This window comes from Pseudomonas sp. JE3303 (assembly GCF_056312565.1).
Window position 1 is genome coordinate 113856 of record NZ_JBWGIF010000001.1, and the last position, 24687, is coordinate 138542.

At 59.3% G+C, this 24687-nt stretch carries 25 protein-coding genes and 1 riboswitch; of the genes, 20 read left to right on the forward strand and 5 right to left on the reverse strand.

Translation table 11 applies throughout. From position 1 onward, the window contains the following. Positions 1–189 precede the first annotated feature (189 nt). The 16 genes from mnmG (at position 190) to glmS (ending at position 15930) form a co-directional block, all read left to right on the forward strand. Complete coding sequence (gene mnmG / locus AC0ZZU_RS00570) at positions 190–2082, forward strand: tRNA uridine-5-carboxymethylaminomethyl(34) synthesis enzyme MnmG (RefSeq protein ID WP_476338259.1); 1893 nt, start codon at positions 190–192, stop codon at positions 2080–2082. After that, on the forward strand, positions 2079–2729 hold the full coding sequence (gene rsmG / locus AC0ZZU_RS00575) for a 16S rRNA (guanine(527)-N(7))-methyltransferase RsmG (protein ID WP_476338261.1): 651 nt from the start codon (positions 2079–2081) through the stop codon (positions 2727–2729). Before mnmG ends, rsmG begins: the two co-directional genes overlap by 4 nt. An 18-nt stretch (positions 2730–2747) precedes the next feature. Continuing rightward, positions 2748–3539: a ParA family protein gene (locus tag AC0ZZU_RS00580; protein WP_476338263.1), complete on the forward strand. Its 792-nt coding sequence runs from the start codon at positions 2748–2750 to the stop codon at positions 3537–3539. A gap of 9 nt (positions 3540–3548) precedes the next feature. Then, positions 3549–4421 carry a ParB/RepB/Spo0J family partition protein gene (locus AC0ZZU_RS00585; protein WP_476338265.1) on the forward strand — a complete coding sequence of 291 codons (873 nt, stop codon included), beginning with the start codon at positions 3549–3551 and terminating at the stop codon, positions 4419–4421. A 149-nt stretch (positions 4422–4570) separates the two neighbouring features. Beyond that, on the forward strand, positions 4571–4978 hold the full coding sequence (locus AC0ZZU_RS00590) for a F0F1 ATP synthase subunit I (RefSeq protein WP_476338267.1): 408 nt from the start codon (positions 4571–4573) through the stop codon (positions 4976–4978). 16 nt (positions 4979–4994) lie between these two features. Beyond that, a complete protein-coding gene (gene atpB / locus AC0ZZU_RS00595) occupies positions 4995–5864 on the forward strand; it encodes a F0F1 ATP synthase subunit A (RefSeq protein WP_476338269.1) in 870 nt (289 codons plus the stop codon). A 142-nt stretch (positions 5865–6006) separates the two neighbouring features. Beyond that, positions 6007–6264, forward strand: a complete 258-nt coding sequence (gene atpE, locus AC0ZZU_RS00600) for a F0F1 ATP synthase subunit C (RefSeq protein WP_003097235.1) — start codon at positions 6007–6009, stop codon at positions 6262–6264. 61 nt (positions 6265–6325) lie between these two features. Further along, positions 6326–6796: a F0F1 ATP synthase subunit B gene (locus tag AC0ZZU_RS00605; RefSeq protein WP_158460828.1), complete on the forward strand. Its 471-nt coding sequence runs from the start codon at positions 6326–6328 to the stop codon at positions 6794–6796. A 12-nt stretch (positions 6797–6808) separates the two neighbouring features. Further along, entirely contained in the window at positions 6809–7345 is a 537-nt protein-coding gene (locus tag AC0ZZU_RS00610) for a F0F1 ATP synthase subunit delta (protein WP_158460827.1), read from the forward strand. A gap of 21 nt (positions 7346–7366) precedes the next feature. Further along, on the forward strand, positions 7367–8911 hold the full coding sequence (gene atpA / locus AC0ZZU_RS00615; RefSeq protein WP_324123175.1) for a F0F1 ATP synthase subunit alpha: 1545 nt from the start codon (positions 7367–7369) through the stop codon (positions 8909–8911). 48 nt (positions 8912–8959) lie between these two features. After that, positions 8960–9820 carry a F0F1 ATP synthase subunit gamma gene (gene atpG / locus AC0ZZU_RS00620; protein WP_324123174.1) on the forward strand — a complete coding sequence of 287 codons (861 nt, stop codon included), beginning with the start codon at positions 8960–8962 and terminating at the stop codon, positions 9818–9820. A 27-nt stretch (positions 9821–9847) separates the two neighbouring features. Continuing rightward, positions 9848–11224, forward strand: coding sequence for a F0F1 ATP synthase subunit beta (gene atpD, locus AC0ZZU_RS00625; RefSeq protein WP_324123173.1), 1377 nt, complete (start codon positions 9848–9850; stop codon positions 11222–11224). Between the two features lie 43 nt (positions 11225–11267). Next, positions 11268–11687 carry a F0F1 ATP synthase subunit epsilon gene (locus AC0ZZU_RS00630; protein ID WP_476338273.1) on the forward strand — a complete coding sequence of 140 codons (420 nt, stop codon included), beginning with the start codon at positions 11268–11270 and terminating at the stop codon, positions 11685–11687. A 119-nt stretch (positions 11688–11806) separates the two neighbouring features. After that, a complete protein-coding gene (gene glmU, locus AC0ZZU_RS00635) occupies positions 11807–13174 on the forward strand; it encodes a bifunctional UDP-N-acetylglucosamine diphosphorylase/glucosamine-1-phosphate N-acetyltransferase GlmU (protein ID WP_476338275.1) in 1368 nt (455 codons plus the stop codon). 140 nt (positions 13175–13314) lie between these two features. Further along, positions 13315–14082, forward strand: a complete 768-nt coding sequence (locus AC0ZZU_RS00640; RefSeq protein ID WP_476338277.1) for a DeoR/GlpR family DNA-binding transcription regulator — start codon at positions 13315–13317, stop codon at positions 14080–14082. Between the two features lie 12 nt (positions 14083–14094). Beyond that, the gene (glmS, locus tag AC0ZZU_RS00645; protein ID WP_476338279.1) at positions 14095–15930 is read left to right on the forward strand and encodes a glutamine--fructose-6-phosphate transaminase (isomerizing); all 1836 of its coding nucleotides are present in this window, start codon (positions 14095–14097) and stop codon (positions 15928–15930) included. A gap of 243 nt (positions 15931–16173) precedes the next feature. Here glmS and AC0ZZU_RS00650 read toward each other — a convergent pair whose 3' ends face one another. Together AC0ZZU_RS00650 and AC0ZZU_RS00655 are read right to left on the reverse strand one after the other, a co-directional pair. Next, positions 16174–16935 (reverse strand): CbtA family protein, encoded by a 762-nt coding sequence (locus AC0ZZU_RS00650; protein ID WP_476338281.1) that lies wholly within the window; start codon positions 16933–16935, stop codon positions 16174–16176. A gap of 14 nt (positions 16936–16949) precedes the next feature. Continuing rightward, positions 16950–17168, reverse strand: a complete 219-nt coding sequence (locus AC0ZZU_RS00655) for a CbtB domain-containing protein (RefSeq protein WP_476338283.1) — start codon at positions 17166–17168, stop codon at positions 16950–16952. A 36-nt stretch (positions 17169–17204) separates the two neighbouring features. Then, positions 17205–17330: riboswitch (cobalamin riboswitch) on the reverse strand. 14 nt (positions 17331–17344) lie between these two features. Between AC0ZZU_RS00655 and AC0ZZU_RS00660 the strand changes: the two genes are divergently transcribed. Further along, entirely contained in the window at positions 17345–17893 is a 549-nt protein-coding gene (locus AC0ZZU_RS00660) for a histidine phosphatase family protein (RefSeq protein ID WP_476338285.1), read from the forward strand. Positions 17894–17994: 101 nt separating this feature from the next. On the opposite strand, the gene AC0ZZU_RS00665 is transcribed toward AC0ZZU_RS00660, so the two are convergent. Both AC0ZZU_RS00665 and AC0ZZU_RS00670 read right to left on the reverse strand, forming a co-directional pair. Next, positions 17995–18411 carry a DUF3597 domain-containing protein gene (locus tag AC0ZZU_RS00665; RefSeq protein ID WP_476338287.1) on the reverse strand — a complete coding sequence of 139 codons (417 nt, stop codon included), beginning with the start codon at positions 18409–18411 and terminating at the stop codon, positions 17995–17997. A 74-nt stretch (positions 18412–18485) separates the two neighbouring features. Beyond that, positions 18486–19853: a DUF2382 domain-containing protein gene (locus AC0ZZU_RS00670; RefSeq protein ID WP_476338289.1), complete on the reverse strand. Its 1368-nt coding sequence runs from the start codon at positions 19851–19853 to the stop codon at positions 18486–18488. 189 nt (positions 19854–20042) lie between these two features. Between AC0ZZU_RS00670 and cfaB the strand changes: the two genes are divergently transcribed. After that, a complete protein-coding gene (cfaB, locus tag AC0ZZU_RS00675) occupies positions 20043–21227 on the forward strand; it encodes a C17 cyclopropane fatty acid synthase CfaB (protein ID WP_476338291.1) in 1185 nt (394 codons plus the stop codon). 1 nt (position 21228) lies between these two features. Here the strand turns inward: cfaB and cls are convergent, their stop codons facing one another. Next, positions 21229–22668, reverse strand: a complete 1440-nt coding sequence (cls, locus tag AC0ZZU_RS00680; protein ID WP_476338292.1) for a cardiolipin synthase — start codon at positions 22666–22668, stop codon at positions 21229–21231. Between the two features lie 126 nt (positions 22669–22794). On the opposite strand from cls, the gene AC0ZZU_RS00685 reads away from it, so the two are divergent. Together AC0ZZU_RS00685 and AC0ZZU_RS00690 are read left to right on the forward strand one after the other, a co-directional pair. After that, the gene (locus tag AC0ZZU_RS00685; protein WP_476338294.1) at positions 22795–23322 is read left to right on the forward strand and encodes a DUF3617 domain-containing protein; all 528 of its coding nucleotides are present in this window, start codon (positions 22795–22797) and stop codon (positions 23320–23322) included. A 179-nt stretch (positions 23323–23501) separates the two neighbouring features. Beyond that, on the forward strand, positions 23502–24641 hold the full coding sequence (locus AC0ZZU_RS00690; RefSeq protein ID WP_476338295.1) for a GTP-binding protein: 1140 nt from the start codon (positions 23502–23504) through the stop codon (positions 24639–24641). The last annotated feature ends 46 nt before the right edge of the window (positions 24642–24687 follow it).

Here is a 24687-nt window from a genome sequence, read left to right on the forward strand (position 1 = left end):
ACAGAATTGTGCCTGTGTAAGAATAAACATAAAAACAAAGCTTTTATAAATTTCTCTCTTTTTGTTTCTATTGCTCCACTCATCCACAGGCTGGTCAAATTTTGCGCAAAAGGTTCCTTTGAAGGGGGGTAAGTCCCTATACTTGTCGGCTTACCTTCTCTATTCGCAAAAACAGGCACGAGGTGCGTGGTGGATTTCCCTTCCCGTTTTGAAGTGATCGTCATCGGCGGCGGCCATGCCGGTACCGAGGCTGCGCTTGCGTCAGCACGCATGGGTGTGAAAACCCTGCTGCTGACCCATAACGTGGAAACGCTCGGTCACATGAGCTGCAACCCGGCTATCGGTGGCATCGGCAAGAGCCATCTGGTCAAGGAGATCGATGCGCTCGGGGGCGTCATGGCGCTTGCCACCGACAAGAGCGGCATCCAGTTCCGCGTGTTGAACAATCGCAAGGGCCCGGCCGTGCGCGCTACCCGCGCCCAGGCGGACCGGGCCATCTACAAGGCGGTCGTGCGCGAGATCCTCGAGAACCAGCCCAACCTGTGGATATTCCAGCAATCCTGTGATGACCTGATCGTCGAGCAGGACCAGGTACGCGGCGTGGTCACGCAGATGGGTCTGCGTTTTCTGGCCGACTCCGTGGTGTTGACTACAGGGACCTTCCTGGCCGGACTTATCCACATCGGGATGCAGAACTATTCCGGTGGCCGTGCGGGTGATCCTCCGGCAATGGCCCTGGCTCACCGCATGCGTGAACTGCCGCTGCGCGTGGGTCGGCTGAAAACCGGGACTCCGCCGCGGATCGACGGCCGCTCGGTGGACTTTTCAGTCATGACCGAACAGCCAGGCGATACTCCGATCCCAGTGATGTCCTTCATGGGCTCGAAGGAGATGCACCCGCGTCAGGTCAGTTGCTGGATTACCCACACGAACGCGCGCACCCACGAGATCATTGCCTCGAACCTGGACCGTTCGCCGATGTACTCCGGCGTCATCGAAGGGGTGGGGCCTCGGTATTGCCCGTCGATCGAGGACAAGATCCATCGCTTCGCCGACAAGCAGAGCCATCAGGTGTTCATCGAGCCCGAAGGCCTGAACACCCATGAGCTGTACCCCAACGGCATCTCCACCTCCTTGCCTTTCGATGTGCAGCTGCAGATCGTGCGGTCCATCCAGGGCATGGAAAACGCGCATATCGTGCGTCCGGGCTACGCCATCGAGTACGACTACTTCGATCCGCGCGACCTGAAGTACAGCCTGGAGACCAAGGTCATCGGCGGCCTGTTCTTTGCTGGCCAGATCAACGGCACCACCGGCTACGAAGAAGCTGGCGCCCAGGGCCTGCTGGCCGGCACGAACGCGGCGCTGCGCGCCCAGGGCCGTGACAGCTGGTGCCCGCGGCGTGACGAGGCGTACATCGGCGTGCTGGTGGACGACCTGATCACTCTGGGTACCCAGGAGCCGTACCGCATGTTCACCTCGCGTGCCGAATACCGGCTGATCCTGCGCGAAGACAACGCCGACCTGCGCCTGACCGAGAAAGGCCGCGAACTCGGCCTTATCGATGACCAGCGCTGGGCGGCCTTCTGCGCCAAGCGAGATGGCATCGAGCGTGAGGAACAGCGCCTGAAGTCCACCTGGGTTCGCCCGGATACCGCCCATGGCCAGGCCATCACCGAGAAATTCGGCACGCCGCTTACCCATGAGTACAATCTCCTGAGCCTGCTGACCCGGCCAGAAGTCGACTATGCAGGCCTGATCGAGGCGACCGGCGGTCAGCCCGCCGATGCGCAGGTGGCCGAACAGGTCGAGATCAAGACCAAGTACGCCGGTTACATCGACCGCCAGCAGGACGAGATTGCCCGGCTACGCGCCAGCGAAGATACCCGCCTGCCCGTGGACATCGACTACACCGGGATATCGGGGCTTTCCAAGGAAATCCAGGGCAAGCTCGGCCAGACCCGCCCGGAAACCCTGGGCCAGGCCTCGCGAATTCCTGGCGTCACTCCGGCGGCGATTTCCCTCTTGCTGATTCACCTGAAAAAACGCGGCGCTGGCCGCGAGTTGGAGCAAACCGCTTGAGTTCTCTGGTTTCCCCGCAACATGCCGAAGAGTTGTCCACAGGCGCCCGCCAGCTCGGCGTCGAGCTGACCGCCGTGCAACATGAACAACTGCTGGGCTACCTTGGCCTGTTGATCAAATGGAACAAGGCCTACAACCTGACCGCCGTGCGCGATCCCGACGAAATGGTTTCACGCCATCTTCTCGACAGCCTCAGCGTCATGCCGTTTATCCACAGCGACAGCAAAAGTTGGCTGGATGTTGGCAGTGGTGGTGGCATGCCCGGGATTCCATTGGCTATCCTGCATCGGGACAAGCAGGTGACCGTGTTGGACAGCAACGGCAAGAAGACCCGTTTTCTCACCCAGGTAAAAATGGAACTCAAGCTGGACAACCTTCAGGTTATCCACAAGCGGGTCGAGGAGTTCCAGCCAGCCCAGGCATTCAGCGGTATCGTCTCCCGAGCGTTCAGCAGCATGGAGAACTTCACCAACTGGACGCGGCACCTGGGCGACAATCAAACAGCATGGCTGGCAATGAAAGGCCTCCATCCTGCCGACGAACTGGTAGCATTGCCGGCAGACTTCACAGTAGAGAGCGAGCGTGCCTTGACCGTTCCGGGTTGCCAAGGCCAGCGCCATCTGCTGATACTGCGCCGCACGGCTTGATGGGGAACACACGCAACAATGGCTAAGGTATTCGCAATAGCGAACCAGAAAGGTGGTGTGGGCAAGACCACCACCTGTATCAATCTCGCCGCATCGCTGGTCGCGACCAAGCGACGCGTGCTGCTGATCGATCTCGATCCACAGGGCAACGCCACCACGGGTAGTGGCGTGGACAAGCACGACCTGGACCATTCGGTCTATGACCTGCTGATCGGTGAATGCGATCTCGCCCAGGCCATGCACGTCTCCGAGCACGGTGGTTATCAGCTGCTGCCCGCCAACCGGGACCTCACGGCCGCGGAAGTGGTGCTGCTGGAGATGCAGATGAAGGAAAGTCGCCTGCGCACGGCGCTGGCGCCTATCCGCGAGAACTACGATTTCATTCTCATCGACTGCCCGCCGTCGATGTCGATGCTGACCCTCAACGGCCTGGTCGCCTCCGATGGAGTGATCATCCCGATGCAGTGCGAGTACTACGCGCTGGAGGGCTTGAGCGACCTTGTGGACAACATCAAGCGAATCGGCGAACGGCTCAACCCGGAGCTCAGGATCGAAGGCCTGCTGCGGACGATGTTCGACCCGCGCCTGAGCCTGAACAACGACGTGTCCGCGCAGCTGAAGGAACACTTCGGCGAGCAGCTCTACGACACGGTGATCCCGCGCAACATCCGCCTTGCCGAGGCGCCGAGCTTCGGCATGCCTGCCCTGGCCTACGACAAGCAATCGCGTGGTGCGCTGGCCTACCTGGCCCTGGCCGGTGAGCTTGTACGCCGTCAGCGTCGACCCACTCGCACTGCGCAGACAACTTAAGGAATCCGCATGGCCGTTAAGAAACGAGGTCTCGGACGTGGGTTGGATGCACTGCTCAGTGGTCCTACCGTCAGCTCACTCGAAGAGCAGGCTGACAAGGTCGACCAGAAAGAACTGCAACATCTGCCGGTCGAGCTGATCCAACGTGGCAAGTACCAGCCGCGCCGCGACATGGACCCGGAAGCGCTCGAAGAGCTGGCTAACTCGATCCGCTGCCAAGGCGTGATGCAACCGATCGTGGTTCGTCCGATCGGCGACAACCGCTTTGAAATCATTGCCGGTGAGCGTCGCTGGCGGGCCACCCAGCTGGCTGGCCTGGATACCGTTCCGGCCATGGTCCGCGAAGTGCCCGACGAGGCCGCCATTGCCATGGCCCTGATCGAGAACATCCAGCGCGAAGACCTCAACCCGCTGGAAGAGGCCATGGCCTTGCAACGCCTGCAGCAGGAGTTCGAATTGACCCAGCAGCAGGTGGCCGACGCCGTGGGCAAGTCGCGGGTGACCGTGGCCAACCTGCTGCGACTGATTTCGCTCCCCGAAGAGATCAAGACGCTGCTCGCCCATGGTGATCTCGAGATGGGTCACGCGCGCGCTTTGCTCGGTCTGGGAGAAGATCAGCAGGTCGAAGGGGCGCGTCATGTTGTCGCACGTGGACTGACCGTGCGCCAGACTGAGGCACTTGTGCGCCAGTGGCTCAACGGCAAGCCTGAGCCGGTCGAAGCGGGCAAACCTGATCCGGATATCGCACGCCTTGAACAGCGTCTCGCAGAGCGCCTGGGCTCGGCTGTACAGATACGTCATGGGAACAAGGGCAAGGGCCAGCTGGTTATCCGCTACAACTCTCTCGATGAGTTGCAAGGTGTCCTTGCACACATTCGCTGAAACACTTCCTGTTGTAGCGCGCAGTCGGAAATCACTACCTGATAGTTGAATAGGGGTTAATCCACCCCTATACTCTGCGCGCATTTTGTCGGCACAAATTATGCCAAGTCATTGCTGACTGGAAGGTCGACTTACGAGGAGCAGTAGTGATGGAAACCCGCACGCCAAACCGCCTGCCTTTCCATCGCTGGGCAGTTTTCCCGGTACTGCTGACTCAATGCGTGGTATTTCTGCTGGCAACTTTGGTGTTGTGGCAGTGGCAAGGGGTGGTCACTGGTTATTCAGGTCTCTGCGGAGGGCTGATTGCCTGGCTACCCAATGTGTATTTCGCCTGGAAGGCATTTCGCTTCAGCGGGGCCAAGGCAGCACAGGCCATCGTCAGGTCGTTCTACGCAGGCGAGGCAGGCAAATTGATTTTGACGGCAGTGCTGTTCGCACTGACCTTCGCAGGAGTGAAGCCACTGGCGCCGTTAGCAGTCTTCGGCGTCTTCGTGCTGACCCTATTGGTCAGCTGGTTCGCGCCCCTGCTGATGAATAAAAGACTTTCGAGACCTTAGGGCGTTTGAGGCAACCATGGCAGAAGAAACCGCTTCGGGCTATATCCAGCACCACTTGCAGAACCTGACCTACGGTCAACTACCAGACGGCGGCTGGGGCTTTGCCCATTCGGCTGCAGAAGCCAAGGCAATGGGCTTCTGGGCGTTCCACGTGGACACCCTGGGTTGGTCCGTCGCACTGGGTCTGATCTTCATCCTGTTGTTCCGCATGGCGGCGAAGAAGGCGACCTCCGGTCAGCCTGGCGGCCTGCAGAACTTCGTCGAGGTGCTGGTCGAATTCGTCCACGGAAGCGTCAAGGACTCGTTCCACGGCCGTAGTGCCGTCATCGCTCCGCTGGCGCTCACCATCTTCGTCTGGGTGTTCCTGATGAACGCCGTCGACCTGGTACCGGTTGACTGGATCCCACAGCTGGCGATCATGATCACCGGTGATCCGCACATTCCATTCCGTGCGGTATCGACCACCGATCCGAACGCAACGCTGGCCATGGCCTTCAGCGTGTTCGCCCTGATCATCTTCTACAGCATCAAGATCAAGGGCCTGGGCGGCTTCCTGGGTGAGCTCACCCTGCACCCGTTCGGCAGCAAGAACATCTTCGTGCAGATCCTGCTGATCCCGGTCAACTTCCTGCTCGAGTTCGTTACCCTGATCGCCAAGCCGATCTCGCTGGCACTGCGTCTGTTCGGCAACATGTACGCCGGCGAACTGGTGTTCATCCTGATCGCAGTCATGTTCGGCTCCGGCCTGCTGTGGCTGAGCGGCCTGGGTGTGGTGCTGCAATGGGCGTGGGCCGTGTTCCACATCCTGATCATCACCCTGCAAGCTTTCATCTTCATGATGCTTACCATCGTCTACCTGTCGATGGCTCACGAAGATAACCATTAAGACCGCCTGGCGTGTCTGATAGCCTTCCCGCCCACATGGGGGAGGGCTTAAAAAGTCCGCAAGGGCAGTTGTACAAAACGATTTGTTTTACCGCTTCAAATTAAAAAACCTAACCAATACGACGTAAAAGTCGGGAGGAAAGATGGAAACTGTAGTTGGTCTTACCGCTATCGCTGTTGCTCTGCTGATCGGTCTGGGTGCTCTGGGCACCGCCATTGGTTTCGGCCTGCTGGGCGGCAAGTTCCTGGAAGGCGCTGCTCGTCAACCAGAAATGGTTCCGATGCTGCAGGTCAAGATGTTCATCGTTGCCGGCCTGCTCGACGCCGTAACCATGATCGGTGTTGGTATCGCACTGTTCTTCACCTTCGCGAACCCCTTCGTCGGTCAAATCGCTGGCTAATCACTCGTTTCCAACGAGTTGATTTGCGGTGTGATGGACTAAGAACGAGCGAGGTGTTGGCGTGAACATTAATGCAACCCTGATTGGCCAGTCCGTTGCGTTCTTTATCTTTGTGCTGTTCTGCATGAAGTTCGTGTGGCCTCCGGTCATCGCGGCTCTGCAAGAACGCCAGAAAAAGATCGCAGATGGATTGGACGCTGCCAACCGAGCAGCTCGCGACCTGGAGCTGGCCCAAGATAAAGTGGGTCAGCAACTGCGCGAAGCTAAAACTCAGGCAGCCGAAATCATTGAGCAAGCCAAGAAACGCGGTGCCCAGATCGTCGAGGAAGCCCGTGACCAGGCCCGCGTCGAAGCTGACCGTGTGAAGGCTCAGGCTCAAGCCGAGATCGAACAGGAAATCAACAGCGTCAAAGACGCGCTGCGCGCCCAAGTGGGTAGCCTGGCCGTCGGCGGTGCCGAGAAGATCCTGGGTGCCACAATCGATCGAAACGCGCATGCGGAGCTGGTTGACAAACTGGCCGCTGAAATTTAAGCGAGGGCGATCATGGCAGAACTGACCACGTTGGCCCGACCTTACGCTAAGGCAGCCTTCGAGCACGCCCAGGCCCATCAGCAACTGGCCAATTGGTCAGCCATGCTCGGCCTGGCTGCTGCGGTGTCGCAAGACGGCACCATGCAGCGCCTGCTCAAGGCCCCGCGACTGACGAGCGCAGAAAAGGCCGCCGCGTTTATTGACGTGTGCGGTGACAAGTTTGATGTACAGGCACAGAATTTCATTCATGTCGCCGCGGAAAACGACCGTCTCCTGCTATTGCCGGAGATTGCCGCCTTGTTCGACCTGTACAAGGCCGAGCAGGAAAAATCCGTGGACGTGGAAGTCACCAGTGCTTTTGCGTTGAACCAAGAACAGCAAGACAAACTCGCCAAGGTTCTCAGTGCACGGCTCAGCCGGGAAGTGCGCCTGCATGCGACGGAGGATGCCAGCCTGATCGGCGGCGTCGTTATCCGCGCCGGCGACCTGGTAATCGATGGCTCTGTTCGCGGCAAAATCGCGAAACTGGCCGAAGCATTGAAATCTTGAGTTTGAAGGGGCAGCAGAGCAATGCAGCAACTCAATCCTTCCGAAATAAGTGAAATCATCAAGGGTCGCATCGAGAAACTCGATGTCACCTCTCAAGCCCGCAACGAAGGTACCGTCGTCAGCGTTTCTGACGGTATCGTGCGGATTCACGGTCTGGCCGACGTCATGTACGGCGAAATGATCGAGTTTCCGGGTGGCGTGTTCGGTATGGCCCTCAACCTGGAGCAAGACTCCGTTGGTGCGGTAGTACTGGGCGCATACGACACCCTCGCCGAAGGCATGAGCGCCAAGTGCACCGGCCGCATCCTCGAGGTTCCTGTTGGTAAGGAACTGCTGGGTCGCGTTGTCGACGCACTGGGCAACCCAATCGACGGCAAAGGCCCACTGGGCAACACCGAGACCGATGCGGTCGAGAAAGTTGCTCCGGGCGTGATCTGGCGTAAGTCGGTAGACCAGCCTGTACAGACTGGTTACAAATCCGTCGACGCCATGATCCCTGTCGGCCGTGGCCAGCGCGAGCTGATCATCGGTGACCGTCAGATCGGCAAGACCGCCATGGCGATCGACGCCATCATCAACCAGAAAGACAGCGGTATTTTCTGTGTTTATGTAGCCGTCGGCCAGAAGCGTTCCACCGTAGCCAACATCGTTCGCAAGCTGGAAGAAAACGGCGCAATGGCCAACACCATCGTGGTGGTTGCCAGTGCTTCGGAATCCGCCGCACTGCAATTCCTGGCGCCTTACGCCGGTTGCACCATGGGCGAGTTCTTCCGTGACCGCGGTGAAGATGCGCTGATCGTCTACGATGACCTGTCCAAGCAGGCCGTTGCCTACCGTCAGATCTCCCTGCTGCTGCGCCGTCCACCAGGACGTGAAGCGTACCCAGGCGACGTGTTCTATCTCCACTCCCGTCTGCTGGAGCGTGCATCGCGCGTTTCCGAAGAGTACGTAGAGAAGTTCACCAACGGTGCAGTCACTGGCAAGACCGGTTCCCTGACCGCTCTGCCGATCATCGAAACCCAGGCTGGCGACGTTTCGGCGTTCGTTCCGACCAACGTGATCTCGATCACCGACGGTCAGATCTTCCTGGAATCGGCCATGTTCAACTCGGGCATCCGCCCAGCAGTGAACGCCGGTGTTTCGGTATCGCGTGTAGGTGGTGCCGCTCAGACCAAGATCATCAAGAAGCTGTCCGGTGGTATTCGTACCGCACTGGCTCAGTATCGTGAACTGGCTGCATTCGCCCAGTTCGCGTCCGATCTGGATGAAGCGACCCGCAAGCAGCTGGAGCATGGTCAGCGCGTTACCGAGCTGATGAAGCAGAAGCAGTACGCGCCGATGTCCATCGCGGACATGGCCCTGTCGCTGTACGCCGCTGAGCGTGGCTTCCTGACTGACGTAGAAGTCTCCAAGATCGGCAGCTTCGAGCAAGCACTGATCGCCTTCTTCAACCGTGATCACGCTGAACTGATGGCGAAGATCAACGTGAAGGGTGACTTCAACGACGAAATCGACGCAGGCCTGAAAGCCGGTATCGAGAAGTTCAAGGCCACCCAGACCTGGTAAGCCGCAGCGGGGGCCCAGGCCCCCGCTTGCTAACCTCATAGGTGATACATGGCAGGCGCAAAAGAGATTCGCAGTAAGATTGCGAGCATCAAAAGCACGCAAAAAATTACCAGCGCCATGGAAAAAGTGGCGGTCAGCAAAATGCGCAAGGCTCAAATGCGCATGGCTGCTAGCCGTCCTTATGCGGAGCGTATCCGCCAGGTTATCGGTCATCTGGCCAACGCCAACCCGGAATACCGCCACCCGTTCATGATCGATCGCGAAGTAAAGCGCGTCGGTTATGTCGTGGTGAGCAGTGACCGTGGTCTGTGCGGTGGCTTGAACACCAACCTGTTCAAGGCCCTGGTCAAGGACATGAACGCCAACCGCGAACAGGCCGTCGAAATCGACCTGTGCGTGATCGGCAGCAAAGGTGCGGCGTTTTTCCGCAGCTTCGGCGGTAACGTCGTCGCGGCAATCAGCCACCTGGGCGAAGAGCCATCGATCAACGATCTGATCGGCAGCGTCAAGGTCATGCTGGATGCCTACCTGGACGGTCGTATCGACCGCCTGTCCGTGGTGTCGAACAAGTTTATCAATACCATGACGCAACAACCGACGGTCGAGCAATTGGTACCGTTGGTGGCAACCCCGGATCAAGAACTCAAGCACCACTGGGACTACCTCTACGAACCCGATGCCAAAGAGCTGCTGGACGGCTTGATGGTCCGTTACGTGGAGTCGCAGGTCTACCAGGCGGTGGTCGAGAACAACGCTGCTGAGCAAGCGGCCCGGATGATCGCCATGAAGAACGCCACAGATAACGCCGGTGATTTGATCAAAGAGCTCCAGCTGATCTACAACAAGGCGCGTCAGGCTGCGATCACCCAGGAGATCTCGGAAATCGTCGGCGGCGCAGCCGCGGTTTAACGGTTCAAATATTCAGAGGATCCAGCTATGAGTAGCGGACGTATCGTTCAAATCATCGGCGCCGTCATCGACGTGGAATTTCCACGTGACGTCGTGCCGAGTGTCTACAACGCGCTGAAAGTACAAGGCGCGGAAACCACTCTCGAAGTCCAGCAGCAGCTGGGCGACGGCGTGGTTCGTACCATTGCCATGGGTTCGACCGAAGGCTTGAAGCGCGGTCTGGATGTCGTCGACACCGGCGCTGCCATTTCCGTTCCGGTTGGTAAGGCCACCCTCGGCCGTATCATGGACGTACTGGGCAACCCGATCGACGAAGCCGGCCCGATCGGCGAAGAAGAGCGTCGCGGTATCCACCAGCCAGCGCCTTCGTTCGCTGATCAGGCAGGCGGCAACGACCTGCTGGAAACCGGCATCAAGGTCATCGACCTGGTTTGCCCGTTCGCCAAGGGTGGTAAGGTTGGTCTGTTCGGTGGTGCCGGTGTCGGCAAGACCGTAAACATGATGGAACTGATCCGTAACATCGCCATGGAACACAGCGGTTACTCCGTGTTCGCTGGTGTGGGTGAGCGTACTCGTGAGGGTAACGACTTCTACCACGAGATGAAGGACTCCAACGTTCTCGACAAGGTAGCGCTGGTCTACGGTCAGATGAACGAGCCACCAGGAAACCGTCTGCGCGTAGCGCTGACCGGCCTGACCATGGCCGAGAAGTTCCGTGACGAAGGTAACGACGTTCTGCTGTTCGTCGACAACATCTATCGTTACACCCTGGCCGGTACTGAAGTATCCGCACTGCTGGGCCGTATGCCTTCGGCAGTAGGTTACCAGCCGACCCTGGCTGAAGAGATGGGCGTTCTGCAAGAGCGCATCACCTCCACCAAGGAAGGTTCGATCACCTCCGTCCAGGCCGTATACGTACCTGCGGACGACTTGACCGACCCGTCGCCAGCAACCACCTTCGCCCACTTGGACGCCACCGTCGTTCTGTCCCGTGACATCGCCTCCCTGGGGATCTACCCAGCGGTCGATCCACTGGACTCGACTTCGCGCCAGCTGGACCCGAACGTGATCGGCAACGAGCACTACGACACCGCTCGTGGCGTTCAGTACGTGCTGCAGCGCTACAAAGAGCTGAAGGACATCATTGCGATCCTCGGTATGGACGAACTGTCCGAAGCCGACAAGCAGCTGGTATCCCGCGCTCGTAAGATCCAGCGCTTCCTGTCCCAGCCGTTCTTCGTGGCAGAAGTCTTCACCGGTTCTCCAGGCAAATACGTTTCCCTGAAAGACACCATCGCAGGCTTCAGCGGCATCCTCAAAGGTGACTACGACCACTTGCCAGAACAAGCGTTCTACATGGTCGGCAGCATCGAAGAAGCGGTCGAGAAAGCCAAGAAACTGTAATCCCGGCGCCCCGCAAGGGGCGCTATCAGGTTGAGGCAAGCAGATGGCTATGACAGTCCATTGCGATATCGTCAGCGCGGAAGGGGAAATCTTCTCCGGTCTGGTCGAGATGGTGGTTGCGCACGGTAACCTGGGTGATCTTGGTATCGCTCCGGGCCACGCGCCGCTGATCACCAATCTCAAGCCTGGTCCGATCACGCTGACCAAGCAGGGTGGCGCCCAAGAGGTGTTCTACATCTCTGGTGGTTTCCTCGAGGTCCAGCCGAACATGGTCAAGGTGCTTGCCGATACCGTGCAACGTGCTGCAGACCTGGACGAAGCTCAGGCTCAGGAAGCCCTCAAGGCTGCCGAGAACGCCCTGAATGCAAAAGGCGCGGAGTTCGACTACGGCGCCGCTGCCGCACGACTGGCCGAGGCCGCAGCCCAGCTGCGTACCGTCCAGCAAATACGCAAGGGCAAGTAATCTGGCCCCGGTCGGATACTTTCATTGCGATTGAGTTAAAGGGTAGCCTCGGCTACCCTTTTTCTTTTCCGAATTTCATCCGGTCACTCAACTGACCGCCCAGGATTGGTAGCCAGTCAATGTCACTCGATATCGTTATTCTTGCCGCTGGCCAAGGGACTCGCATGCGCTCCGCGCTGCCCAAGGTACTGCACCCGGTTGCCGGCAACTCCATGCTCGGTCATGTTATCCACAGCGCGCGTCAACTGCAGCCTCAGGGCATCCACGTTGTGATCGGCCACGGTGCCGAGCGTGTGCGTGAGCAACTGAGCGCCGCTGACCTGAATTTCGTCCTGCAGGACAAGCAACTGGGCACTGGCCATGCCGTGGCCCAGGCACTGCCCGCATTGAGTGCCGAGACGGTATTGATTTTGTACGGCGATGTCCCCCTGATCGAAGTGGAGACCTTGCAGCGCCTGTTGGCCAAGGTCAATGACGAGCAGCTGGGCCTGCTGACCGTCACTCTCGCCGACCCTACCGGCTACGGCCGTATCGTGCGTGACGGGCAGGGCAACGTGGAAGCGATCGTCGAGCACAAGGACACCAGTGATGCCCAGAAGGCCATCAAGGAAGGCAACACCGGCATCCTCGCCGTACCGGCTGCGCGCCTGAGTGACTGGCTGGGCCGCCTGTCCAACAACAACGCCCAAGGCGAATACTACCTGACCGACGTGATCGCCATGGCGGTGGCCGATGGCCTGGTGGTGGCGACCGAACAGCCGCTCGATCCGATGGAAGTGCAGGGCGCCAACGACCGCCGCCAGCTCGCCGAGCTCGAGCGCCACTACCAGTTGCGCGAAGGCCGCCGCCTCATGGCACAGGGCGTGACCTTGCGCGACCCGGCGCGCTTTGACGTTCGCGGCGAAGTGATTGTGGGCCGCGATGTACTGATCGACATCAACGTCATTCTCGAAGGCAAGGTCGTCATCGAGGACGACGTGCAGATCGGTGCCAACTGCGTGATCAAGGACAGCACCCTGCGCAAGGGCGTGGTGATCAAGGCCAACAGTCATATCGACGGCGCCGTGCTGGGTGAAGGCAGCGACGCGGGCCCGTTCGCCCGTATTCGTCCTGGCACCGTACTGGAAGCCAAGGCCCATGTGGGTAACTTCGTCGAGCTGAAGAACGCCCATCTGGGCGAGGGTGCCAAGGCCGGACACCTGACCTATCTGGGTGACGCCGAGGTTGGCGCACGCACTAATATCGGTGCCGGTACCATCACCTGCAATTACGATGGCGCCAACAAGTTCAAGACCATCCTGGGCGAAGACGTATTCATCGGGTCGAACAACTCCCTGGTAGCACCTGTGGATATCCAGGCCGGAGCTACGACGGCGGCGGGATCGACCATCACGGAGGATGTTGAAACCCAGCAGTTGGCAGTGGCGCGGGCGCGTCAGCGCAATATCGACGGATGGGCACGGCCTGTGAAGATCAAGAAAGACTGAAGTTATCCACAGATCCAACCGGCCGGCTTATGAGAATAAGCCGGCTTTTTTGTACTCGCTGACTACCTCTCGACTTGACGAACTGCCCTGCATAGGTTTTGATTGCAACTATTATCTTTCGAAACGAAACTTAGCGCGCCATGTCGAAGCGTAACACCCCCCAACGTCGTCACAATATCCTCGCTCTGCTCAATGAACAGGGCGAGGTGAGCGTTGATGCCTTGGCCAAGCGCTTCGAAACTTCCGAAGTGACAATTCGCAAGGATCTGGCGGCGCTCGAAACCAATGGCCTGCTGTTACGCCGTTACGGAGGCGCTGTGACCATGCCTCAGGAGCTGATCGGTGATGCGGCCCAGCCTGTGTCTCTCTACAAGCAGGCCATCGCCAAGGCGGCGGTGGGGCGCATCCGCGAGCACGCGCGAATCATCGTCGACAGCGGCAGTACCACCGCCGCCATGATTCCCGAGTTGGGCCACCAGCCGGGGCTGGTCGTCATGACCAACTCGCTGAATGTCGCCCGCGCGCTTGGCGACCTGGAGCATGAGCCCGTTTTGCTGATGACCGGTGGTACCTGGGATCCGCATTCCGAATCCTTCCAGGGCCAGGTCGCCGAGCAGGTACTGCGCTCATACGATTTCGACCAGTTGTTCATCGGCGCTGACGGCATCGACCTGGACCGCGGCACCACCACCTTCAACGAGCTGCTGGGCCTGTCACGGGTGATGGCAGAGGTCGCCCGCGAAGTAATCGTCATGGTCGAGTCCGACAAGGTGGGGCGCAAGATACCCAATCTCGAGCTGCCGTGGAGCAGCGTGAACACCCTTATTACAGATGAACGCCTGTCCGCCGAGGCACGCGAACACATTCAAGCCCGCGGCATCAACCTGATCTGTGCCGCTATCAGCTAGGAGCAACATCATATGTGTGGAATCGTTGGTGCCGTCGCCGAGCGCAACATCACAAGCATCCTGATCGAAGGCCTGAAGCGCCTGGAGTATCGGGGTTATGACAGTGCTGGCCTGGCTGTCTTCAGCCAGCAAGGCGAGCTGGAACGCCGCCGCCGTATCGGCAAGGTCAGCGAGCTGGAAGCGGCCGTTGCCGCCGATCCCCTGACAGGCCAGCTGGGCATCGCCCACACTCGTTGGGCCACCCACGGCGCACCGAGCGAACATAACGCCCACCCGCATTTCTCCGGTCACCAGGTCGCCGTTGTGCACAACGGTATCATCGAGAACCATGAAGCCTTGCGCCATGAGCTCAAGGACCTGGGCTACGTGTTCAGCTCCGAGACCGATACCGAGGTCATCGTTCACCTGCTGCACCACACTCTCAAGTCCGTACCTGACCTGACCGAGGCCCTCAAGGCAGCGGTCAAGCAGCTGCACGGTGCCTACGGCCTGGCTGTCATCAACCTGGAACAGCCAGATCGCCTGGTCGCCGCCCGCAGCGGCAGCCCGCTGGTAATCGGCCTAGGTCACGGCGAGAACTTCCTGGCCTCTGACCAGTTGGCGCTGCGCCAGGTCACCGACCGCTTCATGTACCTGGAGGAGGGCGACATCGCCGAGATCCGCCGTGACCAGGTCACCATCTGGGACCAGGCCGGCCAACTCGTCCAGCGCGAAACCGTGCAGTACCACGAAGGTGCCGAAGCGGCCGACAAGGGCGCCTACCGTCACTTCATGCTCAAGGAAATCCACGAGCAGCCTGCGGTCGTCCAGCGCACCCTGGAAGGGCGCCTCGGCAAGGACCACGTGCTCGTCCAGGCCTTCGGCCCGCAAGCCGCCGAGTTGTTCGCCAAGGTGCGCAACGTGCAGATCGTCGCCTGCGGCACCAGCTACCACGCGGGCATGGTCGCCCGTTACTGGCTCGAAAGCCTGGCTGGCATTCCTTGCCAAGTCGAAGTAGCCAGCGAATTCCGCTACCGCAAGGTGGTCGTGCAGCCTGACACCCTGTTCGTCTCCATCTCCCAGTCCGGCGAAACCGCCGATACCTTGGCTGCATTGCGCAACGCCAAGGAGCTGGGCTTCCTCGGCAGCCTGGCGATCTGCAACGTTGGCATCAGCTCGCTGGTGCGTGAATCCGACCTGACCTTGCTGACCCTGGCCGGCCCGGAGATCGGTGTCGCCTCGACCAAGGCCTTTACGACCCAGCTGGTGTCTCTGATGCTGCTCACCCTGGCCCTCGGCCAGGTCCGTGGCACTCTCGAAGCGGGCGTCGAAGCCGAGCTGGTTGAAGAACTGCGCCGTCTGCCTACCCGCCTGGGTGAAGCGCTGGCCATGGACACCACGGTCGAGAAGACCGCCGAGCTGTTCGCCGACAAGCACCACACCCTGTTCCTGGGCCGTGGCGCCCAGTTCCCGGTGGCCATGGAGGGCGCTCTCAAGCTCAAGGAGATCTCCTACATCCACGCCGAAGCCTATCCGGCCGGCGAGCTCAAGCATGGTCCGCTGGCGCTGGTCGACAACGACATGCCGGTGGTGACCGTCGCGCCAAACAACGAGCTGCTGGAAAAGCTCAAGTCGAACCTGCAGGAAGTCCGTGCGCGTGGTGGCCAGCTGGTAGTGTTTGCCGATGAGCAGGCCGGTCTGTCCAACGGCGAGGGCACCTACGTCATCGAGGTCCCGCACATAATCGACGCCTTGGCGCCGATCCTGTACACGATTCCGCTGCAGCTACTGTCGTACTACGTCGCCGTGCTGAAGGGGACCGATGTGGACCAGCCGCGTAACCTGGCGAAGTCTGTGACGGTGGAGTAAGTCTCGGGGCAGCTGGAAGCGCGCTTTGGATTTCGACAATGAAGTCGGTACAGGCACACTGAAAACGGTCACCGGTGGGAGCCGATAGCGGCTCCCTACCTCGTCCTCCATTGCGGATCAGCGGCTACGGGTACCAACCCGAGGGCATTTTGCCGTGTCGAAGCATGTCTGGGTGAACCTGAATGAAAAAGGCGCCTGATGTTTCCATCAGGCGCCCTTCGTTTCTCCTTGGAAACTATGTAGTCAAGATTGCAGCCTGGCGTTGTGAAGGTTGCGAGGCGTCAGTACCGGGCCTTGGGCCAGCAAGCCGAACGCCAGGCCGAGGACTGTCCATAGCACCACGTGGATGCCAACCGAGGCGACACGGAAGTTCCACAGTAATGAGGCTGAGAACCCGGTTGGTACCTCGTTGATCGCCGGGAACAGCTTGCCGGCCACCGCCATGATCACCCCATAGAGCACGATGGCAAACATGGCTGCGCTCCAGCCGCCGTGACGGGCCAGCAGTTTGCGGAACAGGTTGATCGCCACCACAAGCGCGGAGATCGACACAATCATCATCAGGAAGAACAGCTTGGTGCGCTGGCGGATTGTTTCAGGATCACCCACGGCCGGCGGGTTGGCGGGATACTTGAGCCCTGGCACCAGAAACACACTGATGAATGCCAGCACCGCGAGGATCGCTGCCAACCCCCGTGGACCGACTTTCAAGCCGCCCATGCGTCCCATGGCAAACGCGAAGACCAGGGCGAAGATGCCTCCTATGGACACGCTGTAAATCACCACACCCGTGAATAGCCCTACGGTGCTCTGTACTTCGCGGCTGACCAGCTCTTCTTCCACGTCCGAGGTGCCGTCGCCATGATGATGGCTGTGGCCCATGCCTTCCTCGAACGCAATGGCTTGTTCCACCGAAGGTTCGCCGAACACTTTGGCAAAACCAAAGGCGAGGATGCCCGCCAACAGCCCGGCAAGCATGCCGCGCAGCAGGAGTTTTCCTATCATGTCACGCTCCTCGGTCAGTGGCAGGGGAAGCCCAGCAGGTGGCGGCCGTCATGCACGAACTCGTGCACATGGGTACCCGAGATCAGCGCAGTTGCGCCTTGTTCGGCACCGACGAAGTAGAGGGCCAGCAGCAGAAGCAGACCGGCGAAGATCGCCCATGGCAGGATCTCGCTGAGTGGAAGTGAGGGCAGCGACAGATCGCTTTCAGGGGTAGTGACAACGGTGGTGGACATGCGAAGCTCCTGGAGAATGACGCGTTCGGTCAGGATATTGTGATTGTTGACGAAACTGGGGGTCTGGCTCTCGATTGTCGATTACAGTGGCGCGACCGCGCCGGGCTTTCACCGGCTTCCCCATTCGTAAGAAAATGATACACCTAGTCGGCACTTCCGCTCACCAAGAGTCACCCATGAAGGCTACTCATCTCACGCTGATCAGCCATGCACCCACCGAAGCGCAGCGGTTGGGCCGGTTCCATGTCGATGCTGATGGAGTGCTCGGCTGTGCGGTCAAGTCCCTTTTATTCGAGAACGATACACATCTGCTGGCCGGCCCAGAGTTGCGTACTACCCAGACGGCGAGCATGCTGGGGCAGTGTCATACCGTTGAGGCTGCTTTGCGCGATTGCGATTTTGGTCGGTGGGACGGCCTGTCGCTGAAGGCGCTGCAGCGAGAGGAGCCGGTGCTTTTGGAGGAGTGGCTGACCAATCCTCACGCCGCACCCCATGGGGGTGAGTCAATTGCTGACGTTTGCCGGCGCGTTGCCCTCTGGCTGGACAGCTTTACCGAATCAGGGCACTGGCGGGCGGTGACACACCCGATGATTGTTCGTGCGGCGATGATGCATGTACTGCAAAGCCCATTAGCAGCATTCCGTCACATCGACGTTCAACCTCTGTCGCAGCTGCATCTCGCGCGATACGGTATGTGGCGAGTCAAACTGACAAGCATTGACTGAATGGCATGCCATTCCCGCTACGGACCGATGAAAAACGCCCCGCAGTTTGCGGGGCGTTTTCTATTCTGCGAGGTGCTTGAGACGCTCAAGCACGCTCAACTTCAGTCGAGCAGATCCTGCGGCACCTGCCCACCGTTCTGGGAAAGCTTGGTCAGAACCGCTTTATGCAGCCAGATGTTCATGGCGGCAGAGTCTTCGGTCGAGCCGGTGTAGTTGAGCTCTTTCGCCAGCTCTTTACGATTGGCCAGGCTGCTGTCGATATTCAACAGCTTCAGAAGATCCACGATCGAAGTTTTCCAGTTCAGCTTCTCCGCGCTTTGCGCCGCCAGACCGTCGAGCTTCGCACTGACATCCACTGGCGCAGCCGCAGTTTGCGTGGCCGCTGGCGCCGACGCGGGAGCAGCAGGGGAGGCGGGCGCTGTCCCAGCAGCGGTTGGCGCACCGGCCGGAGTTTGTGTGTCAGCCTTGGCGTGGTTGCCGATGCCGAGTTTGCTCAAGATGGTTCCGAAAAGACTCATGGGATGTTCCTCAAATTATCGGTTATGAACGGCCGCTTGCGTCATACGGTGACGCGGGCCCATTGGCTTTGCGATTAACGATTTCTCAGCGGATCGTTAGGGTTTTTAACGAGGGTCTCATGGTGCGTCACCGACCCAGGTTCGTTTTGCACATCGACATCGGTGCGGCGCACGGTGTCACGCACCGTTTCCTTGTGATCCGAAGACTGCTTGCCCACAGTCACTTCTTCGACCACGCGTGCCGACTTCTCGACCACGACTTCTTCAGCGGTTTCCTGGATCTCGATCGACCCTTCCTTGAAGCTGTTCAGCTCGCCTGGGGTAGCTGCACGATCCACCGGGCGGCGCTCGATGTGTGCATGTTCTTCGTGCAGATTGACGGTCTCTTCCACGGGGCGTTCGCTGATGCGTGACACAACTCGAACGCGACCGGTGTTCAGCTCGCGTTTGCCCACGCGCAGGTTTTCCTCGATCACGGGAATGGCGGTACGCCCGGTCAGGTCATCCGTCCGGCGATCCACTACCTCAGCGCGATCGGCACCCAGGTGGGTCCCCGCAACATGCATCGAACCCGTCTCCTCATTACCCCAGGCGGCAACGCGTTCGTCGATATCGATCGCACCGTTTCGCTCGAGGATCTCTTCGACGAGCTCTGCCTGCACTTCGGTCGCGGCAGTCACCGTCAACACCGCAGCGCCCCGGCGATACGCTTCAGGATAGGCAGTGGCGTAGCGGTGAGGCTTGTCACTGTCATCGTCATCGCTGCCAAAGAGGGAGCCGAAGAAGTGGCTGACCTTGTGCATGAACGAGTCATCGTGCGGCTCGGTGCGCACGGCAGCGCCGGCGCCCGATGCATGCAACTCGGACGATGACAGTTGAATATCGCTTTCCAGTACGCGCTGAGCCAGCAGCTGTGTCTTCGCGGTTTGTGCTTCAGCCAGGGTGTCGAATGCTGCAACCAGTGTATGAGTCATGGGTATCTCTCTCTCGTTGCTAAGGGGAAAAGGTTGGTCGTTAAGATCAGGAGTGTCCTCGGTTCGGTCAGCGGCACGTACTTCAAGGTGCTTCAGCACTACCGATTCAGACCGCAGTGTGACTACCTGAGCAGAAGGCGCTTCCTCCACATGTTGCCGAATATGCAGCTCTTCCTTGAGAACCAGACGCTTCTCAACGACAAGGATTTCTTCAAGGACAGGAATTATGGTGAGGCCATTTTCAGTTCGGACCTGAGGCGGGTTCGAAGCGTCCACCTCGGTACCGATTGGCACTCTTTCAACGGATGCGCTGTGAGTCCGCAGACTCTCGGACACCACATAGTCCTGAGAGTGAACCTGCTTTTCGACAGTGGTCACGCCTGTCGTGACAGTACGCTTCACGACAGTCGCGACTTCTTCCAGGACGGGTATGGGTTCGTCGCCAGGAGGGGTGTTGAAGTTGTCCATAAACCGCTCGTTACCTTTGATGAATCTCGGCTGCTATTAAGCTGAGTGGCACGCAAGCGGATCAGTTCCAACGAATTTCGGCTGCCCTGCGCAGCGGGCATGTGACATAGCCCGTCGACTCGCCCGGAAAGCTTTCCGGGATGGGCTACCATTCCTGCATACGTCCGAGATCGATGGGAGGGTTCATTGATGCTTGCGCAACTTCCCCCTGCGTTGCAAAGCTTGCAACTGCCACTGCGTCTGAAGCTATGGGATGGCAATCACATCGACCTCGGTCCTAGCCCGCAGGTGACAATCCTGATCAAGGAGCCGCAGCTCATTCATCAGCTGACACATCCAAGCCTTAACGAGCTGGGTGCTGCCTTCGTCGAGGGCAAGCTTGAGCTCGAAGGCAGCATCAGCGAAGTCATCCGCGTCTGCGATGAACTCAGCGAAGCGCTGCTCAAGGGTGAAGCCGATTCGAATCCGGAGCGCAAGGCCCACGACAAGCAGACTGACGCTGAGGCCATTTCCTATCACTACGACCTCTCCAACGAGTTCTACCAACTGTGGCTGGACCAGGACATGGCTTATTCCTGTGCCTACTTCAAGGAACCCGACAACACCCTCGATGATGCGCAGCAAGACAAGTTTGACCACCTGTGCCGCAAGCTGCGCTTGCAGGGCGGGGAGTACCTGCTGGACGTGGGCTGCGGCTGGGGCGGGCTGGCGCGTTTTGCCGCGCGTGAGTATGGCGCCAGGGTGTTTGGCATCACGCTTAGCAAGGAACAGCTCAAGCTCGCACGCCAGCGAGTCGAAGATGAAGAACTGACCGGCCAGGTCGAGCTGCAGATTCTTGATTACCGGGACTTGCCGCAAGATGGCCGCTTCGACAAGGTCGTCAGCGTGGGCATGGTCGAGCACGTTGGGCATGCCAACCTGGCGCTCTACTGCCAGCGCCTGTTTGGCGCCGTGCGCGAAGGTGGCCTGGTGATGAACCACGGCATCACCGCCAGGCATGTGGATGGCCGGCCGGTAGGGCGGGGAGCGGGGGCGTTCATTGGCCGCTATGTCTTCCCCCACGGCGAGCTGCCTCATCTGTCGATGATCGACGCGCAATTGTGCGAGGCGGGTCTGGAGGTGGTCGATGTCGAGAGCCTGCGGCTGCATTACGCCAAGACTCTGAATCTCTGGAGCGAGCGATTGGAAAACCAGCTGCACAAGGCAGCCGGGTTGGTTCCGGACAGGGCCCTACGCATCTGGCGTCTGTATCTCGCAGGCTGCGCCTACGCCTTCAGCAAAGGCTGGATCAACCTGCATCAGATCCTGGCCGTCAAAACCTACGCCGATGGGCATCACGACCTGCCCTGGACTCGCGAGGACCTGTACCGCTAGTTCAGAGTATCGGAGAAATCAGCCGGGCAACACGCATGCCCAGCTGCTGCAGGCGGTGAGTATCACGGGTGTCTTCGTGGGTTATTTCCCTGGACTGGTTGAAATCATGCAGGAGCATGGCTTCGACCTGATCGGCAAAAACTCGGTCGACGGTCAGCAGCATGATTTCGAAGTTGAGCCGGAACGACCGGTTATCCAGGTTGGCACTGCCGATCGCGCTGACTTCATCATCGATCAGCACCACCTTCTGATGCACAAAGCCGGGACCATAGCGGAACATGCGCACGCCAGCCCGCACCGCTTCGAAAGCGAAGAGACTCGAAGCCGCGTAGACAATTCGGTGGTCAGGACGTGATGGGATCAGAATCCTTACATCAACGCCGCGCAGCACCGCGAGGCGCAGGGCGGCGAAAACGGCTTCATCCGGAATGAAATAGGGGCTGGTTATCCACACCCGGCCAGTGGCTGAATGAATCGCTTCAACGAAGAACAACGCACAGGTTTCCTGAGGGTCAGCCGGACCGCTGGCGAGTACCTGGCAAAGGACGCCATCATCAGGATAAGTGTCCTGAAGTATCAGCGGGGGCAGTTGGCGAGTCGCCCAATACCAGTCCTCGGCAAAGGACTCCTGCAGGCAGGCGAGCACTGGCCCGCTCACTTGCACATGGGTGTCCCGCCATGGCGATAATTTCGGATTGCCGCCCAGGTACTCATCACCCACATTGAGCCCGCCAAGGAACCCCACCAGGCCATCGATCACGACGATCTTTCGGTGATTGCGGAAGTTGACCTGGAAACGATTGAACCAACCCCGCCTTGTGGAGAAGGCCCGGGCTTCGACGCCGCCTTCGCGCAGTTCCTGGACGTAGCGGCCTGGCAGGGCGTGCGAGCCGATGCTGTCATAGAGTACGAATACCCGCACGCCTTCGGCTGCCCGGCGCAGTAGTAGCTGCTGCAGCTCCCGGCCAATCGCATCGTCGTGGATGATGAAAAACTGCACCAGCACGGTTTCCCGCGCACTGGCAATCGCCTTGAAGATCGCGCCAAATGTTGCATCGCCGTCTATCAACAGTTGCACTTGATTATTGGCGAGGCAGGGCATGCGTCCAAGCTTGGGCATCGCACGCAACGCGGCATAGGAACTGGATTGCCTGGCCGCTAACGCTTCCTCTACCCACGGCCGCCAATTTAGGCTGGCCATGGCGACGTGCATTTCCTGGTTTGCCTGTCGCCTGGCCTGAATATAGGCATTGAACGACCGGGCGCCAAAAACCAGGTAGGGCACCAGCGTCAGGTAGGGAATGAATAGCAAGGACAGTGCCCACGCGATCGCACCTTGAGCGGTGCGCACGGTGAACACGGCATGCAGGGCGGCGACGCCCCCTAGCAGGTGAACCAGGCCTACGAGGTAACCGAAGAAGTAGGGGCTGTGGTAATCCATACGCTTCCTGCTGTCGATGAGCACTGCCGCTAACAGAGCATGTTCCTGATACCCGTTGCAACCGAAAGCGAAAATACTCGTCTAAGTTCCTGTCCGGCTTGGGGCCGGTATATCGAGGAGCTTCAGATGAATATTCGCCGTCCAGTGCTTGCCCTGATGATTGGTCTCTGCAGCCCATTGGTGAACGCGCAGATGTTGCAGCCGGGGCTTTGGGAGTTGACCACCAGCAACATGGAAGTGGACGGCAAGCCTTTGCCTGACATGGCGTTCATGTTGGGCCAGTTGAAGAATCTTCCGCCGGAGCAGCGGGCCAAGATGGAGAGCGTCTTGTCCAAGCAGGGGATCACGCTCGCCGGTAATGGTGTTCGCTCTTGCCTGACGCCTGAACAGGTGAAAACCAACGACATACCGCTGCAGGACCCGCAGTCGGGATGCACTCAACGCATCACCGAGCGCAAGGGCGATGTGTGGAGATTCGAGTTCAGCTGTCCCAAGGCTCAGGGAAATGGTGAAGCCACTTTTCTCAATGACCGCGAATTCAATACCCGGGTCAATGGCACTTTCAACGTGTCCGGCGTTCAGCAGCAGGGCAGCATGAACACTCGAGCTGTCTGGCTTGGGTCGGACTGCGGTGCAATCAAGCCACGCACCTGAGCTGGATCTAGCAGTTCCATCAACTTGTTGCGACAGCATCGTGGGCATGCAGACTTTCAGCATGTTCCACGTGGAACACTCTGATCATTACGCTTTTTCTCTCTTGGTAGACGTGTTTAGTTATAGTATAACATCCTAAAGCGCACCGCTCGTATGCGTTGCCCTGATGAGGATCCGCCATGCCACACCGTCTTCCCGTTACCGTGCTTTCTGGCTTTCTAGGAGCCGGGAAGAGCACGCTGCTCAATTACGTGTTACGAAACCGCGATAACCTGCGGGTAGCCGTTATTGTCAACGACATGAGCGATATCAATATCGATGCTAGTGAGGTTCAGCGCAACGTCCGCCTCAACCATGCCGAGGAAAAACTGATCGAAATGAGCAACGGCTGCATCTGTTGCACCTTGCGCGAGGACCTGCTCGAAGAAGTGGCGCGTCTGGCCAAGGAAGGCCGGTTCGACTACCTGCTGATTGAATCCACGGGTATCTCCGAGCCGCTGCCGGTCGCTGAGACATTCACCTTCCGTGATGACCAGGGGCGCAGCCTGTCGGACCTGGCGCGCCTGGACACCATGGTCACCGTGGTCGACGGGCTGAATTTCCTGCGCGACTTCAGCGCGGCTGACAGCCTCGCCACCCATGACGAAACAGTGGACGAAGCTGATGAGCGGTCAATCACTGATCTTCTCATCGAGCAGGTCGAATTTGCCGACGTGATCCTGCTGAGCAAGATCGACTTGATCAGCCAGCACGACCGCGAGGAGCTCATGGCTATCTTGCGTAGGCTGAATGCCAAGGCTCAGATCCTGCCCATGGTGATGGGTGAGGTCGCGCTGGGGCGGATCATCAACACCGGGCTGTTTGACTTCGAGGAGGCTGCCGCTGCTCCGGGATGGCTCAAGGTGCTGCGCGGAGAGCACGTGGCTGAGAGCGAGGAATATGGGATTGTGGCGGGTACCTGGCAGGCGCAGAGGCCGTTGCATCCGCAGCGTTTCTTCGAGTTTATCCACAGGCCCTGGGTCAATGGACGATTGCTGCGATCCAAGGGATTTTTCTGGCTCGCCAGCAAGCACAAGGATGCAGGCAGTTGGTCCCAGGCTGGCGGCATGATGCGTTATGGCTTCGCCGGACACTGGGCGCCTGACTTCAGTGATCGCCGGCAGGAGCTTGTGTTTATCGGCCAAGGTATCGTTTTTCAGACCCTTCATGACGAGCTCGAAGCCTGCTTGCTGAGCGATAGCGAGCTGTCCCAGGGCCAACAGGCCTGGGAAGCGCTAGCCGACCCGTTCGGGCCGTGGCAACTCGAGGATGCTGCCTGATGCATGCTGTGGCGCGAGGAGTCTTGACTGGCTGGCCTGAGGCGGC

Bases quoted from the DNA above. Each gene is read 5' to 3' on its own strand.
- AC0ZZU_RS00650 (WP_476338281.1), bottom strand. From the start codon at position 16,935: ATGATAGGAAAACTCCTGCTGCGCGGCATGCTTGCCGGGCTGTTGGCG.
- AC0ZZU_RS00690 (WP_476338295.1), top strand. From the start codon at position 23,502: ATGCCACACCGTCTTCCCGTTACCGTGCTTTCTGGCTTTCTAGGAGCC.
- atpA (WP_324123175.1), top strand. From the start codon at position 7,367: ATGCAGCAACTCAATCCTTCCGAAATAAGTGAAATCATCAAGGGTCGC.
- atpB (WP_476338269.1), top strand. From the start codon at position 4,995: ATGGCAGAAGAAACCGCTTCGGGCTATATCCAGCACCACTTGCAGAAC.
- AC0ZZU_RS00585 (WP_476338265.1), top strand. From the start codon at position 3,549: ATGGCCGTTAAGAAACGAGGTCTCGGACGTGGGTTGGATGCACTGCTC.
- AC0ZZU_RS00665 (WP_476338287.1), bottom strand. From the start codon at position 18,411: ATGAGTCTTTTCGGAACCATCTTGAGCAAACTCGGCATCGGCAACCAC.
- AC0ZZU_RS00655 (WP_476338283.1), bottom strand. From the start codon at position 17,168: ATGTCCACCACCGTTGTCACTACCCCTGAAAGCGATCTGTCGCTGCCC.
- cfaB (WP_476338291.1), top strand. From the start codon at position 20,043: ATGCTTGCGCAACTTCCCCCTGCGTTGCAAAGCTTGCAACTGCCACTG.
- glmU (WP_476338275.1), top strand. From the start codon at position 11,807: ATGTCACTCGATATCGTTATTCTTGCCGCTGGCCAAGGGACTCGCATG.
- AC0ZZU_RS00670 (WP_476338289.1), bottom strand. From the start codon at position 19,853: ATGGACAACTTCAACACCCCTCCTGGCGACGAACCCATACCCGTCCTG.
- AC0ZZU_RS00640 (WP_476338277.1), top strand. From the start codon at position 13,315: ATGTCGAAGCGTAACACCCCCCAACGTCGTCACAATATCCTCGCTCTG.
- AC0ZZU_RS00580 (WP_476338263.1), top strand. From the start codon at position 2,748: ATGGCTAAGGTATTCGCAATAGCGAACCAGAAAGGTGGTGTGGGCAAG.
- atpE (WP_003097235.1), top strand. From the start codon at position 6,007: ATGGAAACTGTAGTTGGTCTTACCGCTATCGCTGTTGCTCTGCTGATC.
- AC0ZZU_RS00685 (WP_476338294.1), top strand. From the start codon at position 22,795: ATGAATATTCGCCGTCCAGTGCTTGCCCTGATGATTGGTCTCTGCAGC.
- glmS (WP_476338279.1), top strand. From the start codon at position 14,095: ATGTGTGGAATCGTTGGTGCCGTCGCCGAGCGCAACATCACAAGCATC.
- AC0ZZU_RS00630 (WP_476338273.1), top strand. From the start codon at position 11,268: ATGGCTATGACAGTCCATTGCGATATCGTCAGCGCGGAAGGGGAAATC.
- AC0ZZU_RS00610 (WP_158460827.1), top strand. From the start codon at position 6,809: ATGGCAGAACTGACCACGTTGGCCCGACCTTACGCTAAGGCAGCCTTC.
- AC0ZZU_RS00660 (WP_476338285.1), top strand. From the start codon at position 17,345: ATGAAGGCTACTCATCTCACGCTGATCAGCCATGCACCCACCGAAGCG.
- AC0ZZU_RS00590 (WP_476338267.1), top strand. From the start codon at position 4,571: ATGGAAACCCGCACGCCAAACCGCCTGCCTTTCCATCGCTGGGCAGTT.
- atpD (WP_324123173.1), top strand. From the start codon at position 9,848: ATGAGTAGCGGACGTATCGTTCAAATCATCGGCGCCGTCATCGACGTG.
- cls (WP_476338292.1), bottom strand. From the start codon at position 22,668: ATGGATTACCACAGCCCCTACTTCTTCGGTTACCTCGTAGGCCTGGTT.
- atpG (WP_324123174.1), top strand. From the start codon at position 8,960: ATGGCAGGCGCAAAAGAGATTCGCAGTAAGATTGCGAGCATCAAAAGC.